The sequence below is a fragment of the Streptococcus sp. 27098_8_109 genome (assembly GCF_041432295.1).
GTDB lineage: Bacteria > Bacillota > Bacilli > Lactobacillales > Streptococcaceae > Streptococcus.
Map to the genome: position 1 here is coordinate 1 of NZ_JAPVZJ010000016.1, position 15,139 is coordinate 15,139.

Below are 15,139 nucleotides of genomic sequence, written 5' to 3' on the forward strand. Positions count from 1 at the left end.
AAAAGAATCCTGTTTAATGTTCAGGTTTCCTATTAAAAGAAGAATTGGAGTTTGCTTATGAAAGCGATTATAACTGTTGTTGGTAAAGATAAATCTGGAATTGTTGCAGGTGTTTCAGGCAAAATTGCAGAATTAGGATTGAATATTGATGATATCTCTCAAACTGTCTTGGATGAATATTTCACGATGATGGCTGTCGTCTCTAGTGATAAAAAGCAGGATTTTACTTATCTGCGAAATGAGTTTGAAGCTTTTGGGCAAACTTTGAATGTGAAAATCAATATTCAGAGTGCAGCGATTTTCGAAGCTATGTATAATATCTAGGAGGTTATCATGGATATTAGACAAGTTACTGAAGCCATTGCTATGATTGAGGAGCAAAACTTCGATATCAGAACTATTACCATGGGGATTTCCCTTTTGGACTGTATCGATCCAGATATCAATCGTGCTGCGGAGAAAATTTATCAAAAGATTACGAACAAGGCGGCTAATTTAGTGGCTGTTGGCGATCAAATTGCAGCTGAGTTGGGAATTCCTATCGTTAATAAGCGTGTATCGGTGACTCCTATTTCTCTGATTGGAGCAGCGACCGATGCGACGGACTACGTGGTTCTGGCAAAAGCGCTTGATAAGGCTGCGAAAGAGATTGGAGTGGACTTTATTGGTGGTTTCTCTGCCTTGGTACAAAAAGGTTATCAAAAGGGAGATGAGATTCTCATCAATTCTATTCCTCGCGCGTTGGCTGAAACGGACAAGGTCTGCTCGTCAGTCAATATCGGCTCAACCAAGTCTGGTATTAATATGACGGCTGTCGCAGATATGGGACGAGTTATCAAGGAAACGGCTAATCTATCAGATATGGGAGCGGCCAAGTTGGTTGTATTCGCTAATGCTGTTGAGGACAATCCATTTATGGCGGGTGCCTTCCATGGTGTTGGGGAGGCAGATGTTATCATCAATGTCGGAGTTTCTGGTCCTGGTGTGGTGAAACGTGCCTTGGAAAAAGTTCGTGGACAGAGCTTTGATGTAGTAGCAGAAACAGTCAAGAAAACTGCCTTTAAAATCACTCGTATCGGTCAATTGGTTGGTCAAATGGCCAGTGAGAGACTGGGTGTGGAGTTTGGTATTGTGGACTTGAGTTTGGCACCAACACCTGCAGTTGGAGACTCTGTGGCACGTGTCCTTGAGGAAATGGGGCTAGAGACAGTTGGTACGCATGGAACGACGGCTGCCTTGGCTCTCTTGAACGACCAAGTTAAGAAGGGCGGAGTTATGGCTTGCAACCAAGTTGGTGGTTTGTCTGGTGCCTTTATCCCTGTTTCAGAGGATGAAGGAATGATTGCTGCAGTGCAAAATGGCTCTCTTAATTTGGAAAAACTAGAAGCTATGACGGCTATCTGTTCCGTTGGTTTGGATATGATTGCCATCCCAGAAGATACTCCTGCTGAAACCATTGCAGCTATGATTGCGGATGAGGCTGCAATTGGTGTCATTAACATGAAGACAACGGCTGTTCGTATCATTCCAAAAGGAAAAGAAGGAGATATGATTGAGTTTGGTGGCCTATTAGGAACTGCACCTGTTATGAAAGTCAATGGGGCTTCGTCTGTCGATTTCATTTCTCGTGGGGGACAAATCCCAGCACCAATTCATAGTTTTAAAAATTAAGAAAATAGGAGAAATTTTAAGTTCTATTTAAGGTTGGATGTGTATACTATAATCATTAAATAAAGACCTCCTAATATTATTTGAAACAGATAACACTGATTTAGTTTGAATTTGATTTTCATCTAATATCTTTATTTAATAGAACTCCTAAACTTTTTCATAATAATCTCCTGCAAAAGTCACCTGTCTGGGTGGCTTTTGTTTTATCATCCATGATATAATAGAAGCAAACGGAGGACGGAAAATGGTAAAAGTACGATTGTATTTGGTACGTCATGGCAAGACTATGTTTAACACGATTGGTCGCGCGCAAGGTTGGAGCGATACTCCTTTAACGGCTGAAGGTGAGCGAGGGATTCAAGAATTAGGAATCGGTTTGCGAGAATCTGGTCTACAGTTTGATCGCGCTTATTCCAGTGATTCTGGCCGCACCATTCAGACAATGGGAATTATTCTTGAAGAACTTGGTTTGCAGGGGAAAATCCCTTATCGCATGGACAAACGTATCAGAGAATGGTGTTTTGGTAGCTTTGACGGAGCTTATGATGGTGATCTTTTCATGGGCATTATTCCTCGTATCTTTAATGTGGATCATGTTCACCAATTGTCTTATGCTGAACTGGCTGAGGGGTTGGTAGAGGTCGATACAGCTGGTTGGGCTGAAGGATGGGAAAAACTCAGTGGCCGAATCAAGGAAGGTTTTGAAGCGATTGCCAAAGAAATGGAAGAGCAAGGTGGGGGCAATGCCCTAGTCGTGAGCCACGGAATGACCATTGGAACCATTGTGTATCTGATTAATGGCATGCATCCGCATGGTCTCGATAATGGTAGCGTGACGATACTTGAATATGAGGACGGCCAGTTTAGCGTAGAAGTTGTCGGTGACAGTAGTTACCGACAACTAGGACGTGAGAAGATGGAGGAAGTCTCTATTTAATTAGTCTAGACTTGTTTGCAATGAACTAGGAATCTAGTAGGAATATCAAAATAAGAAAAAACAGCCGAAGTAATCCTTTCGGCTGTTTTTGATGGGGAAAACTAAAGTGTAATGCTATTGCTTTTAGAGATTTTCATAAACAAGAGCAAGGAACCTACTGTTAGAACAGTCAGGATAGTTGATAAGGCTGCGGCTACACCGTAATTCCCTCTGAGAACCTCTGTATAAATGGCTACAGTCATTGTTCTTGTTTTGACATTGTAGAGGAGGATAGAAGTAGAGAGTTCTGAAATCATTGTAACCCAAGATAGGATAGCTCCAGAAATAATACCAGATAGCATCATTGGAGTTGTAATCTTGGCAAAGGTATTGAGACGGCTACTTCCTAAGCTTTCAGCAGCTTCTTCAATACTTGGTGCTATTTGTTGCAAGCTAGCAACAGATGAGCGAATAGTATACGGTAATCTTCTGACAGATAGAGACATAATCAAGATGAAAGCAGTTCCTGTAATCATAAGAAATCCACTTCCAAATAGACCGGTATTGAAGGAAGAAATGAAGGCAATCCCTAGAACAGTTCCGGGTACAATATAAGGGACCATACTGAGGCTGTCAATTAAGTTTGTAAACAAATTCCGTTTTCTAACGGCTAGGTAGGAGATAAATGTTGCGAATAGGACAACTAGAACTAAGGCAATCAAAGGGATACGAATAGTATTGAAAATAGCAGATCCCATACGATTGAAAGCTACCTTGTAACTGTTTAGAGAATAACCTTTGACAAATACCATACCTGATGTTTTTAGGAAAGAAGTATAAATCAAGTAGACTTGAGGTAGAACAGAGAACAAGATAATTCCGTAGACTGTTGCATAAATGGCAGCCATTTTTCCTTTTGTAGTTTTTTTAGGCTCAATTGGATGGAGCGAATTCATGCTGAAACTGTAGCGGTTTGAGATGTATTTTTGGATAAGGAAGATTGCCAAGGCAATGATAATCGCCATAATTGCTAAAGCAGATGCAAAAGCAGAATTTCCTCCAACCTCGCTAATGAATTGGGTATAAATCAAGACGGGGAAAGTCCGATATCCTTCACCAATCAACATAGGCGTTCCAAAATCTGAGAATGCTCTCATAAACACAAGCAGGGCAGCAGCTAGTAAGGTTGGAACTAGGAGAGGTAAAACAACCGTTACGATACGCTTAAATCCGAAGGACCCCATGCTTTCAGCAGCTTCAAGTAGAGAATTGTCAATACTTTTCATTGTCCCAGCAACGTATAGAAATACCAGTGGGAATAGTTGCAGTGTAAAGACAAGTACAATTCCTTTGAATCCATAAATATCGATAGCTGGAAGATGAAGAGTATTTGTCATGAATTTTGTGATGACCCCATTTCGTCCCAGCAAGAGAATCCAGGAGTAGGCTCCCACGAAAGGAGCTGACATGGAAGCAATGATAATCAATATTTGTAGAAATTTCTTTCCCTTGAAGTCATACATGGAAAAAAGATAAGCTAATAGGGTTCCTACAACTAAGGAAGTGACAGTAGCGGTAATAGAAACCTTGAAACTGTTGACAAGTGTCTCAGAGTAGTAGGCTTTACTAAAGAAAGTGACAAAATTAGCTAGTGAGAATTGTCCTTCATGTATGAGTGCTTGCTTGAGCACGGTAACGATAGGATAAACGAGAAAGACAAGATAGGTAAGAAAGATGAAGAAAGAGGAGGCTGTCCAAATATTTAGTTTTTTACGTTCCATGGTTGACTCCTTTTATCAGGTTTTGTGAACCATTTGCAGAAAAGACATTTAATTTTTGAGTATTGATTCGTAGACGAATACGATCGCCTTTTTGTAGATCTTCTTCAAAAGTTGATTCTTCGCTAACCTGAATTTTTGAGGCAAATCCTGTTTCGATGAAGTATTCAGTATTCAGTCCAAGATAGACGCTATCGCTAATAATTCCTTCAATATCTCCAGATTCATCTTTGATAAACTCTTCAGGACGAATACTTACATGAATGGCTTGCTCCTCAGCCTGATCAAGAGCTGGCATTCGAAGAGCATAGCCATCTGAAAAGACGATATAAGCGCCGTCGCTCCGTTTTTCAAGAGTGGCAGGGATAATATTTGTGCGTCCGATAAAGGTAGCCACAAACTCATTAGCTGGTTTATGATAGAGTTCTTTTGGCCGACCGATTTGTTGAATCACCCCATCTTTCATAACAGCAATTTGGTCTGAAATAGCCATGGCTTCTTCTTGGTCGTGGGTTACATAAACAGTTGTAATTCCCACTTCGTGTTGGATTTCTCGAATGGCTTGACGCATATCCAAGCGAAGTTTGGCATCTAGGTTACTAAGTGGCTCGTCCATGAGGAGAACACTTGGATTAACAGCTAAGGCACGTGCCAAGGCGACACGTTGTTGTTGTCCACCACTGAGTTTATCGGGCTTCCGATCCGCATATTGAGCAATTTGCATGAGTTCAAGATACTTATTGGTTTGTTGGACTAATTCTTCTTTCGGAACCTTCTTTTGCTTAAGACCAAAAGCAACATTGTCTCGGACAGTCAAATGTGGGAAAATAGCGTAGTTTTGGAAAACCATCCCGATATTGCGTTTGCTGGGTTCCATATTATTGATTTTTGTATCATCGAAGTAAAATTCTCCACCTTCGATACTGTTGAAACCTGCAATCATACGAAGAAGGGTCGTTTTCCCACACCCTGAAGGCCCAAGAAGGGTAAAGAGACTTCCTTTTGGAATTGTAATGTTCAAATTCTCAATAACAGGGACATCGTGATAGATTTTTTTTGCGTTAATAATTTTGATCTCACTCATAGTGAACCTCTTTTACTGTTTAGATTGGATATCTGTAAAGACTTCGTTGTATTTTTTAACGATATCTGATTTATTCTTGATGACATAATCATAATCTTCAGTGAGTGTTTTGATTTTGTCAATTGGTTTCATATTTTCGCTCGTTTTAGCATTTTTACGAACAGGACGGTTAGTAGTGGTTGTACCAAGTGTATCTTGTACTTCTTGAGAGATAATAAAATCGATAAATTTCTTGGCATTTTCCATATTTTTCGCTTTTTTAACGATAGCAGCACTAGCAGGTAGGAAGACTGTTCCTTCTTTTGGATAGACTACCTTAATGTTAGCTCCGTCATTTAAGAGTTTAACTGCTGGATCTTCATAAGAGAGACCAACAGCCATTTCTCCGTCAGCGACTGCTTTATAGACACCAGATGAGCTTGAACCGATTTTACCATCAATAAGTGTGAAGAGATCTTTTACATAAGACCAAGCTTTATCGTCTTTGTAACCACCTTGAGCTTGGAGCATATTTGTTAATTGAGCAAAGGCGCTAGAAGAGTTTGCTGGGTCAGCAGTTGCGATTTTTCCTTTTAGTTCAGGTTTGAGAAGGTCGCTATATCCTTCGATGTTCATGCCTTTCGTTAAATCAGGATTGACGATTAAAACACTACCATCCAGTGTATAAGGAGTAGAGTAGCCAGTTGTGTTTTGATATTCTTTGATAACATTATCATTTTCTTTTGAAGTATAGTTTTCAAAGAGTTCTCCGTGGGTAGCATATTGCGTATAAGAACCACCAAAGATGACATCGGCTACAGGTGCTTCTTTTTCTGACTCTAGTTTTTTGAAAAGTTCTCCAGTACCAGCTTGAATCAGTTCTACTTTGATACCATATTTTTCTTCAAAGGCAGGAATAGTTGCTCCGATTAAGCCCTCTGAGTTTGGTGAATAAACGACTAGCGAACCGCCGTCTCCTTTATCAGATGAACCGCCATCGGCAGATTCATTAGAAGAACAAGCGGCAAGACCAAAAAGAGCTAGTCCGCAAGCAGCATAATACATCCATTTCTTTTTCATGATGGATACCTCCGTTATGTTATTTAAGTTTATTTTAAAATAATGTAAGCGTTTTTAAAACCGATAATTCTATTCTATTAGAGTAAAATTCTCTACAAAAACGGAAGCAATCTTTTTGATTTTATAGTAGGGTGCGACAGTTAATCATTGGGAAATCAAATTTTATTTTTTAGATAGAATATCTGTGAAAATATCATTGTACTTTTTAAGAATAGCGGATTTGTTTTTAATGACATAATCGGAATCTTCGGTGGCAATCTTGATTTCTGTCATAGCCTTCATATTTTTATTGGTTTTAGCATTTTTACGAATGGGTCTGATTGTTGTTTCAGTTCCTAGCTTATCTTGGATTTCTTGAGAAAGGAGGAAATCGATAAATTTCTTAGCGTTTTCCATGTGTTTGGCATTTTTGACGATAGCTGCGTTACCAGGTAAAAAGACGGTTCCTTCTTTTGGATAAATGACTTTTACATCAACCCCATCATTTAAGAGTTTTAAAGCAGGATCTTCATAGGTGAGTCCAACAGCCATTTCCCCATCGGCGACAGCTTTGTAAACATTTGAAGAACTAGATGCAATCTTTCCATCTACTAGGGTAAATAGATTTTTTACATAGGTCCAAGCTTGTTCATTTTCGTATCCACCTTGGTCTACAAGCATGTTTGTTAATTGAGCAAAGGCACTAGAAGCATTACTTGGATCAGCAGTAGCAATTTTTCCTTTTAATTTAGGATTGAGTAGATCATTGTAGCCTTCAATTTTAATATCTTTTGTAAGGGATGAATTGGCAATGATGACACTGACATCCAGTGTGTAAGGTGTGTAGAATCCTGTTTTATTTTGATATTCAGGGATTATCTGGTCGTTTTCTTGGGAAATATAAGGTTCAAAAAGATTTTCGTTAGAAGAGAAGAGGGCGTAGGAGCCTCCAAAAATGACATCAGCTACAGGGGATTCTTTTTCGGCCTCAGCTTTTTTGAACAATTCACCCGTGCTGGCTTGTACTAAATCAACCTTAATACCATATTTTTCTTCGAAGGCAGGTATTGTCTCTTCGATAAGGTCTTCAGGGTTAGGCGAGTAGACAACCAAAGTGTTATCTGAATCTTTTTCAGAGCTAGTTTCCGCTTCTATAGGAGAAGAACATCCTGATAAAGAAAGGAATATCCAGCTAAAAGAGAGAAAGAATAGTATTTTTTTCATAAGTATCTCCTTTTTTACGAACATTTTCTCTACCTAGATTATTAATGTTTTTAAATTGTAGAGTCCTACAGAATATAATAAAAACCTTAAAGAAATCTAAAACGAAAAATAGGAAATGAGTTCCTAGAGCAAGGATGGGTGAATTGTAGCTGAGATTTTGATGGTAATACTCTTCAAAACACGTCGCTTTATCTGCAATCTCAAAGCTATGATTTGAGTAGTTAGCACTTTGATTTTCATTGGGTAAAAGCACAAAATAAAAAGATTGCCTGAGCTGAGCAATCCTTTTACATCAATGGTTTTTATCCATGAGTTTTAATTCTTTTGGAGAAATATGGAGATACTTTTTAAAAACTTTTGCAAAATATTTATAGTCTGAAAATCCAATTTGTTCAGAGATATCGCTTAGGGGGGAATTGGGGGATTCAGCCATTTTATCTATAGCTTGCTTGAGGCGGTAGCGTAAGATATATTCATTTAGCGTCATTGGGAAGTCTTCTTTGATAACCTTATATAGATAACTTTCGCTATACCCTAGATTCTCTGCAATGCTAGAAATGGTAAAGTGCATACAGTAGTGTTGATGAACAAATTCAAGAATTTGCTGAATGATTTGGTTTTGTGTATCAATTTGTTGGATAGAGGTAAGTAAAGTTTGATATTCTTCTAAAAAAGGAGTTTCTTGACGAGTGCTAACTCGTAATCGCAAAACAATTTTTTGAAGACATTCTGTCAACTCCTTGGTATCAATTGGTTTGGATAAGAAATCAACTGCCCCATATTGCATGGCTTTTTTGGCATTTTGAAAATCGTTATAACCTGATAAGATAACTTTTTCATAGGAGAGAGTACGAGTGGCTTCGAACATCATAAAAGCATCCATAATTGGCATTGTGATGTCTGTTAAGACAATATGAGGTTCTTTTTCTTGGATGAGTTTCATTCCCTCTTGACCGTGACTGGCAGTTCCTACTACTTGGATACCTAAGGCAGAGTAGTCTACGGCAATCTCTAGCCATTTTCGAATGAGGTGTTCGTCTTCTACGATAATGAGCTTAAACATGAGTTAGTCCTTTCGTTATAAATTTGACCCAAGTTTCTCCTTGGCGATTGACTCCTAAATCTAGCTGGACATCAGAAAAGAAATTGCTCAATCGTTTATAGCTGTTAACGATGCCATGCTGGGTATGAGGGCTTTCTAAAGAGTCTAAAATAGCGAGTCGCTCTTGTTTTGTGAGTCCTCCAGCATTATCCTTGACTAAAAAAGTTAGAGAATCTGCTTCCAAGGTAATTTGGATATCAATATGAAGATCAATACGGTATTGCATCCCATATTTTATAGCATTTTCTACTAGAGGAAGCAAGAAAAGTTTAGGAATAGGTTGATTATCGATAGTTTCTGGGCAGACAATATCATAGGAAAAGTGCTCGAAACGAATCTTATGAATAATAAGGTAATCCTCTATAATCTTTAAATCTTGGCAAATGGTTGTTTCTTTTTCTAAATCGGTGATACTGTAGCGAAGAATGCGCGTGAGATTTTGAATCAGGTCTTGTGTGAGAGCTGCATCCATTAAAGAAGTAATTTTAATTGTCTCAAGCGTATTGTAGAGAAAATGAGGATTGAACTGAGCTTCCAGCATTTTTCTTTCAAAAATCCACTTTTCTTTTTCGATGGTCAACATTTTCTGATGAAGTTGATCTAATTCATACAACATATTATTAATTTTTTCGGCCATAAATTCAAACTCATCACCTGTTTGTAGAGAAAGTCTTTTTTCTGCTTGTTTGGGAATTTCTTGAAGTTGGTAAACTAAGCTTTCAATAGGAACAGCGTTGTGTGTAGCAATCTTATGAGCAATTCGTCTTGCTTGCCAGAAGTAGAGGAAGAATATACATAAGGTGAGAATGGAGGCTAGGCCGAGTAAGCTAGGAATAGGAAAAAAGGATTGAAAAGTATAGATTGAAAAAATAGCACCGACTTTTTCTTTTTGAACAATAAGCGGTTCATTCTCATACCAGTGGGTACGAGAGTGTAGGAGTTTTTCATCAAATTTTTCAAGAGTGGAGCGAGTGAACTGGTTTGTATTGTTGGAAAACATATTTCCAAAGCTATCGGTAATGATGTATTTAGAATTTATCATTGGGAAACTTGAGATGAAATCATTCTCATTTACGAAAGCAATCGTATAGGCTATAACTCGTTGGTTTTGAAGTAGTGGTTTGATAAAGAGTGTGTAATGTTGCTTATCTGAAGAGAGTGCAATTTTTTCTGTAACTTTTTCTTGAGAAGGATTTTGAATGAGCAGTTTTAGATAGTAGGGAGATAAAATACTTTCTTGATGATTGCGATTGGTACTAAATAGTAATTCACCTGTATCACTTAGGATAATGAGGTCAGAACTAAGTTTTAATTTAGCTTTTGTCTCGTAAAATAAGCTAAAGACTTCTCTCTCTGTGTGTTTGCCATCCAAAAATCCAGGAATCATTTTATAGTTCATAGTGGTCAGGAGCTCATTATTTGCTTCTTTCATCTCTTGAACTTGTTTGACAATCTGTCTCGTGTCTTTGGAGAGTTGTTGCTTTTGTAAAAAATAGGAAAAACCAAAAAGTAAAATGAGTAGTAAAAGAGAGGTCATAAAGGCTGCGATAGAGCTTCTATGGAGAATTTCTTTTTGGAGAGATTTTTTAAAGGAATGAGACATCCGCTACCTCCTTGGAAGGGTTTTCTGTTATAAGTATAGCAGTTTAAAAATTCTAGAGCAAGGTAAAATAGAAAAGTATAGAATAGAACGAGACCAAATTCCCTCAAAAATGGTATAATAGTAACATCACAAAATTGGAGAGAGACCATGAGTTTTTATAATCATAAAGAAATTGAGCCTAAGTGGCAGGGCTACTGGGCAGAACATCATACATTTAAGACAGGAACAGATGCATCAAAACCTAAGTTTTATGCGCTTGACATGTTTCCGTATCCGTCTGGAGCTGGATTGCACGTAGGACACCCAGAAGGTTATACCGCAACCGATATCCTCAGCCGTTACAAACGTGCGCAAGGCTACAATGTTCTTCACCCAATGGGTTGGGATGCTTTTGGTTTGCCTGCAGAGCAATACGCTATGGATACTGGAAATGACCCAGCAGAATTTACAGCTGAGAACATTGCTAACTTCAAACGTCAAATCAATGCGCTTGGATTCTCTTACGACTGGGATCGTGAAGTCAACACCACAGATCCAAACTATTACAAGTGGACGCAATGGATTTTCACTAAGCTTTACGAAAAAGGCTTGGCCTATGAAGCGGAAGTGCCAGTAAACTGGGTTGAGGAATTGGGAACAGCCATTGCCAACGAAGAAGTCCTTCCTGACGGAACGTCTGAGCGTGGAGGCTATCCAGTTGTCCGTAAACCAATGCGCCAATGGATGCTCAAAATCACGGCCTATGCGGAGCGTTTGCTTAATGACTTAGATGAACTTGATTGGCCAGAGTCTATCAAGGACATGCAACGCAACTGGATTGGGAAATCAACGGGGGCTAATGTAACTTTTAAAGTTAAGGGAACAGACAAGGAATTCACCGTCTTTACCACTCGTCCTGATACTCTTTTCGGTGCGACTTTCACCGTTTTGGCTCCTGAGCATGAACTAGTAGATGCCATTACAAGCACAGAGCAAGCAGAAGCAGTAGCAGACTACAAACACCAAGCCAGTCTGAAATCAGACTTGGCTCGTACAGACCTTGCCAAAGAAAAAACTGGTGTCTGGACAGGTGCTTATGCCATCAACCCTGTCAATGGTAAGGGAATTCCAATCTGGATTGCCGACTATGTTCTTGCTAGTTACGGAACAGGTGCCGTTATGGCTGTGCCTGCCCACGATCAACGTGACTGGGAATTTGCCAAACAATTTGATCTTCCAATCGTCGAAGTACTTGAAGGTGGAAATGTAGCAGAAGCTGCCTACACAGAAGATGGCCTTCATGTCAACTCAGACTTTCTAGATGGACTCAACAAAGAAGACGCTATTGCTAAGATTGTGGCTTGGTTGGAAGAAAAAGGATGTGGACAAGAGAAGGTTACTTACCGTCTCCGCGACTGGCTCTTTAGCCGTCAACGTTACTGGGGTGAACCAATTCCAATTATTCATTGGGAAGATGGGACTTCAACAGCAGTTCCAGAAAGTGAATTGCCACTTGTCTTGCCAGTAACCAAGGACATCCGTCCTTCAGGTACAGGGGAAAGTCCACTGGCTAACTTGACAGACTGGCTTGAAGTGACTCGTGAAGATGGCGTCAAAGGTCGTCGTGAAACCAATACTATGCCACAGTGGGCTGGTTCAAGCTGGTACTACCTCCGCTATATCGACCCACACAATACTGAGAAATTGGCTGATGAGGATCTTCTCAAACAATGGTTGCCAGTAGATATCTATGTGGGTGGTGCAGAGCATGCCGTTCTTCACTTGCTTTACGCTCGTTTCTGGCATAAATTCCTCTATGACCTCGGTGTTGTTCCGACTAAGGAACCATTCCAAAAACTCTTTAACCAAGGAATGATTTTGGGAACCAGCTACCGTGACCACCGTGGGGCTCTTGTGGCAACCGACAAGGTTGAAAAACGTGACGGTTCTTTCTTCCATGTGGAAACAGGAGAGGAGTTGGAGCAAGCGCCAGCCAAGATGTCTAAATCGCTCAAGAACGTTGTTAACCCAGATGATGTTGTGGAACAATACGGTGCCGATACCCTTCGTGTCTATGAAATGTTTATGGGACCACTTGATGCTTCGATTGCTTGGTCTGAAGAAGGTCTGGAAGGAAGCCGTAAGTTCCTTGACCGTGTTTACCGTTTGATTACAAGCAAGGAAATTGTTGCAGAAAACAATGGCTCTCTCGACAAGGTTTACAACGAAACCGTTAAAGCTGTCACAGAGCAAATCGAGTCCCTCAAATTCAACACAGCCATTGCTCAACTTATGGTCTTTGTCAACGCTGCTAACAAGGAAGACAAACTCTATGTGGACTACGCCAAAGGCTTTATCCAATTGATTGCCCCATTTTCACCTCACTTGGCAGAAGAACTCTGGCAAACAGTTGCGGCAACAGGTGAGTCAATCTCTTACGTGGCTTGGCCAACATGGGACGAAAGCAAATTGGTTGAAGACGAAATCGAAATCGTTGTCCAAATCAAAGGAAAAGTTCGTGCCAAACTCATGGTCGCTAAAGACCTATCACGCGAAGAATTGCAAGAAATTGCTCTCGCTGATGAAAAAGTCAAAGCAGAAATTGACGGTAAGGAAATCGTGAAAGTGATTGCGGTACCGAATAAACTCGTTAATATTGTTGTGAAATAAGAAATGAATCCTTCAGAGTAGAATCTGGAGGATTTTTTATTTGACAGGAAGTTTCTATTTTGTTAATATAATTAACAAAGAAAAGAGAGATTATGGATAAAAAAGAATTTATTGCATTTAATAATCGTTTCAATAGATTTATTTTAGCGTTTGACCAGTTAAAAAAAAATCAACATAAAAGTGGTGTTGACAAATCCATTACGTTGAATGAGGTACATTTGATTGTTGCGATTGGGAAAAATCAGCCCTTAAATCTAGTAAAATTATCTGAATTATTAGAAGTTTCAAGAAGTGCAATAACTCAAAGTGTTAGGAGATTGATTCAAAAAAATTTAGTTGTTTTTGATTTTGACCCGAATAATGGGAAAAATAAATATTTGAGATTATCTGAAAAAGGCATCGAAATTTTTAAAATCCATAAGGAGCAACAAGCATATATTGAAAAATCAATCTTTTCAGTTTTAAACAACTATAGTGAGGTGGAACTTAAAACAGTTGTGAAATTGATGGATGATATTGAAAAGGTGTGGGGAGAATTACCGTGGTAAAAGTCACGGTAAATTTCAAATATAATTGTTAAGCGAGTTAACAAAAAGGAGAAGATATGACTGTAAACATAGAACTGATTTCACAAACAGATTTAGCAGATGAATCTTTTTATATTGCTATCAATGGTTTAGAACCAAGGGCAATGTATTGTGTAGAAATGTACCTGTCTGATTATTACTGTATAAATGCTCCCTTGCTTTTAGATCATGATGTTATATGGAAATCAACCGCAATTTTTTTATCTGATCAGGACGGTATGATTGATACCTCTCAGACAGCATCTATTTCGGGATCTTATAAAGGGGTTTCAGAAATGGGATTATTCTTTAATGCGAAACCGTTGAAGAATAGGAAAAGGAGATTACCGAGTTCTCTTGATAGAATTCCATTACGAGATTGTTTTGGTGTTGAAATTAAAATCAAGCTGGGGAAAGATGTGGTCGCGGAGCAAAGTTTCGTAAGGCGTTATATGAATCTAGGAGTAAGATATCAAGATATCTATGACAAGCATTTTCAAGGTCGATTATTCTATGATGAAAAGTTAAGAAGGGCGCCAGCCGTGATTATTGTTAGCGGTAGTGAGGGAAGAATTGAAAAAGCTCAGAATATTGCCCAACTTTTATCTTCAAGAGGCTATATTTGTCTTGCAATAGCTTATTTTGGTTTAGAGGGATTATCTCAAAATTTAGAACGAATTCCGATAGAATGTCTGGAAGAGGCGAAAGATTTTCTATACCATCATCCTCAAGTTGATAATACAAAAATAGGAATATATGGTCGCTCTAAAGGAGCAGAGCTTGTTCTGGCTGGACAAAGTATTTTGGAAGATGTGCAATGTTTGGTACTCAATTCCCCCTCAAATGTAATATTTGAGGGAATAAAGGGAAAACTAAACTCTCATTCATCTTCTTGGACATATTTGCAAAAAGAACTTCCGTATCAAAAATTTCAGTTAGGAAATTATTTGTTAAACAAGTTTTTTGGAAAACACATTCCTGAAGATAGTAGGGCTCAGATTGATGTGAGTAAAATTGCCTCTCCTTTATTATTACTAGGAAGTGATGTTGATGAAATATGGAATGCATCATCCGCGATAGATGATATTATTTCACAATATAAAGGGGAATCCATTTTGTTTAAAAAATATCATGAAACAGGGCATATGTTGACGATTGCTTATCAACCGAATCATCGTTATCGAAAAGATTGGCGCTTATTAATGAAAGAAAGTGTAGACTCATGGTTTGCCACGATAAATTATTTTGATACACATCTGAAAAATTTGTAGATAGTGCTGAACCGTACTATAATAGTCCCAACTAAGATAAAAACACAGTTCTGGTTGGTAGTCCAGTCTAAAAAAGCAATTGTTCAAACAAGAGAGATTTGAACTCAAACAGTAAAAACGTAGAGAGAAGCATAAGGGACATTAACTCACTCGTTCCCATATTTGATTATTCCTCCATAAAGTGGATGGATGATTTTTATAAGAGGAGTTTGCATTATTGAATAGAAAACCAAGTGT

Annotated in this window: 12 protein-coding genes; 6 read left to right on the top strand and 6 right to left on the bottom strand. The window is 38.7% G+C overall.

Translation table 11 applies throughout. The features are described from left to right. Positions 1 to 57 precede the first annotated feature (57 nt). The 3 genes from O3664_RS07115 to O3664_RS07125 all read left to right on the top strand — a co-directional run bounded on the left by O3664_RS07115 (position 58) and on the right by O3664_RS07125 (position 2,608). Complete coding sequence (locus O3664_RS07115) at positions 58 to 324, top strand: ACT domain-containing protein (RefSeq protein WP_000644130.1); 267 nt, start codon at positions 58 to 60, stop codon at positions 322 to 324. A 9-nt stretch (positions 325 to 333) separates the two neighbouring features. Beyond that, the gene (locus O3664_RS07120) at positions 334 to 1,671 is read left to right on the top strand and encodes a PFL family protein (RefSeq protein WP_371613821.1); all 1,338 of its coding nucleotides are present in this window, start codon (positions 334 to 336) and stop codon (positions 1,669 to 1,671) included. Between the two features lie 244 nt (positions 1,672 to 1,915). Further along, positions 1,916 to 2,608, top strand: coding sequence for a histidine phosphatase family protein (locus tag O3664_RS07125; protein ID WP_023946791.1), 693 nt, complete (start codon positions 1,916 to 1,918; stop codon positions 2,606 to 2,608). 101 nt (positions 2,609 to 2,709) lie between these two features. Here O3664_RS07125 and O3664_RS07130 read toward each other — a convergent pair whose 3' ends face one another. The 6 genes from O3664_RS07130 to O3664_RS07155 all read right to left on the bottom strand — a co-directional run bounded on the left by O3664_RS07130 (position 2,710) and on the right by O3664_RS07155 (position 10,416). Beyond that, positions 2,710 to 4,368: an iron ABC transporter permease gene (locus tag O3664_RS07130; protein ID WP_000440018.1), complete on the bottom strand. Its 1,659-nt coding sequence runs from the start codon at positions 4,366 to 4,368 to the stop codon at positions 2,710 to 2,712. Continuing rightward, on the bottom strand, positions 4,358 to 5,449 hold the full coding sequence (locus tag O3664_RS07135) for an ABC transporter ATP-binding protein (protein ID WP_084947801.1): 1,092 nt from the start codon (positions 5,447 to 5,449) through the stop codon (positions 4,358 to 4,360). The genes O3664_RS07130 and O3664_RS07135 overlap by 11 nt, the downstream gene beginning before the upstream one ends. Positions 5,450 to 5,461: 12 nt before the next feature. Beyond that, positions 5,462 to 6,508, bottom strand: a complete 1,047-nt coding sequence (locus O3664_RS07140; protein ID WP_000731166.1) for an ABC transporter substrate-binding protein — start codon at positions 6,506 to 6,508, stop codon at positions 5,462 to 5,464. Between the two features lie 162 nt (positions 6,509 to 6,670). Continuing rightward, positions 6,671 to 7,711 (bottom strand): ABC transporter substrate-binding protein, encoded by a 1,041-nt coding sequence (locus tag O3664_RS07145; protein ID WP_049515497.1) that lies wholly within the window; start codon positions 7,709 to 7,711, stop codon positions 6,671 to 6,673. Between the two features lie 292 nt (positions 7,712 to 8,003). Continuing rightward, positions 8,004 to 8,774, bottom strand: coding sequence for a response regulator (locus tag O3664_RS07150; protein WP_000475407.1), 771 nt, complete (start codon positions 8,772 to 8,774; stop codon positions 8,004 to 8,006). After that, positions 8,767 to 10,416 (bottom strand): sensor histidine kinase, encoded by a 1,650-nt coding sequence (locus O3664_RS07155; RefSeq protein ID WP_078228265.1) that lies wholly within the window; start codon positions 10,414 to 10,416, stop codon positions 8,767 to 8,769. Before O3664_RS07155 ends, O3664_RS07150 begins: the two co-directional genes overlap by 8 nt. A 147-nt stretch (positions 10,417 to 10,563) precedes the next feature. Here O3664_RS07155 and leuS point away from each other — a divergent pair, with 147 nt between their 5' ends. The 3 genes from leuS (at position 10,564) to O3664_RS07170 (ending at position 14,902) form a co-directional block, all read left to right on the top strand. Continuing rightward, positions 10,564 to 13,065, top strand: a complete 2,502-nt coding sequence (leuS, locus tag O3664_RS07160; protein WP_371613822.1) for a leucine--tRNA ligase — start codon at positions 10,564 to 10,566, stop codon at positions 13,063 to 13,065. A 92-nt stretch (positions 13,066 to 13,157) separates the two neighbouring features. Then, complete coding sequence (locus O3664_RS07165; protein ID WP_371613823.1) at positions 13,158 to 13,613, top strand: MarR family winged helix-turn-helix transcriptional regulator; 456 nt, start codon at positions 13,158 to 13,160, stop codon at positions 13,611 to 13,613. A 56-nt stretch (positions 13,614 to 13,669) separates the two neighbouring features. After that, entirely contained in the window at positions 13,670 to 14,902 is a 1,233-nt protein-coding gene (locus tag O3664_RS07170; RefSeq protein ID WP_049551257.1) for an acyl-CoA thioesterase/BAAT N-terminal domain-containing protein, read from the top strand. The last annotated feature ends 237 nt before the right edge of the window (positions 14,903 to 15,139 follow it).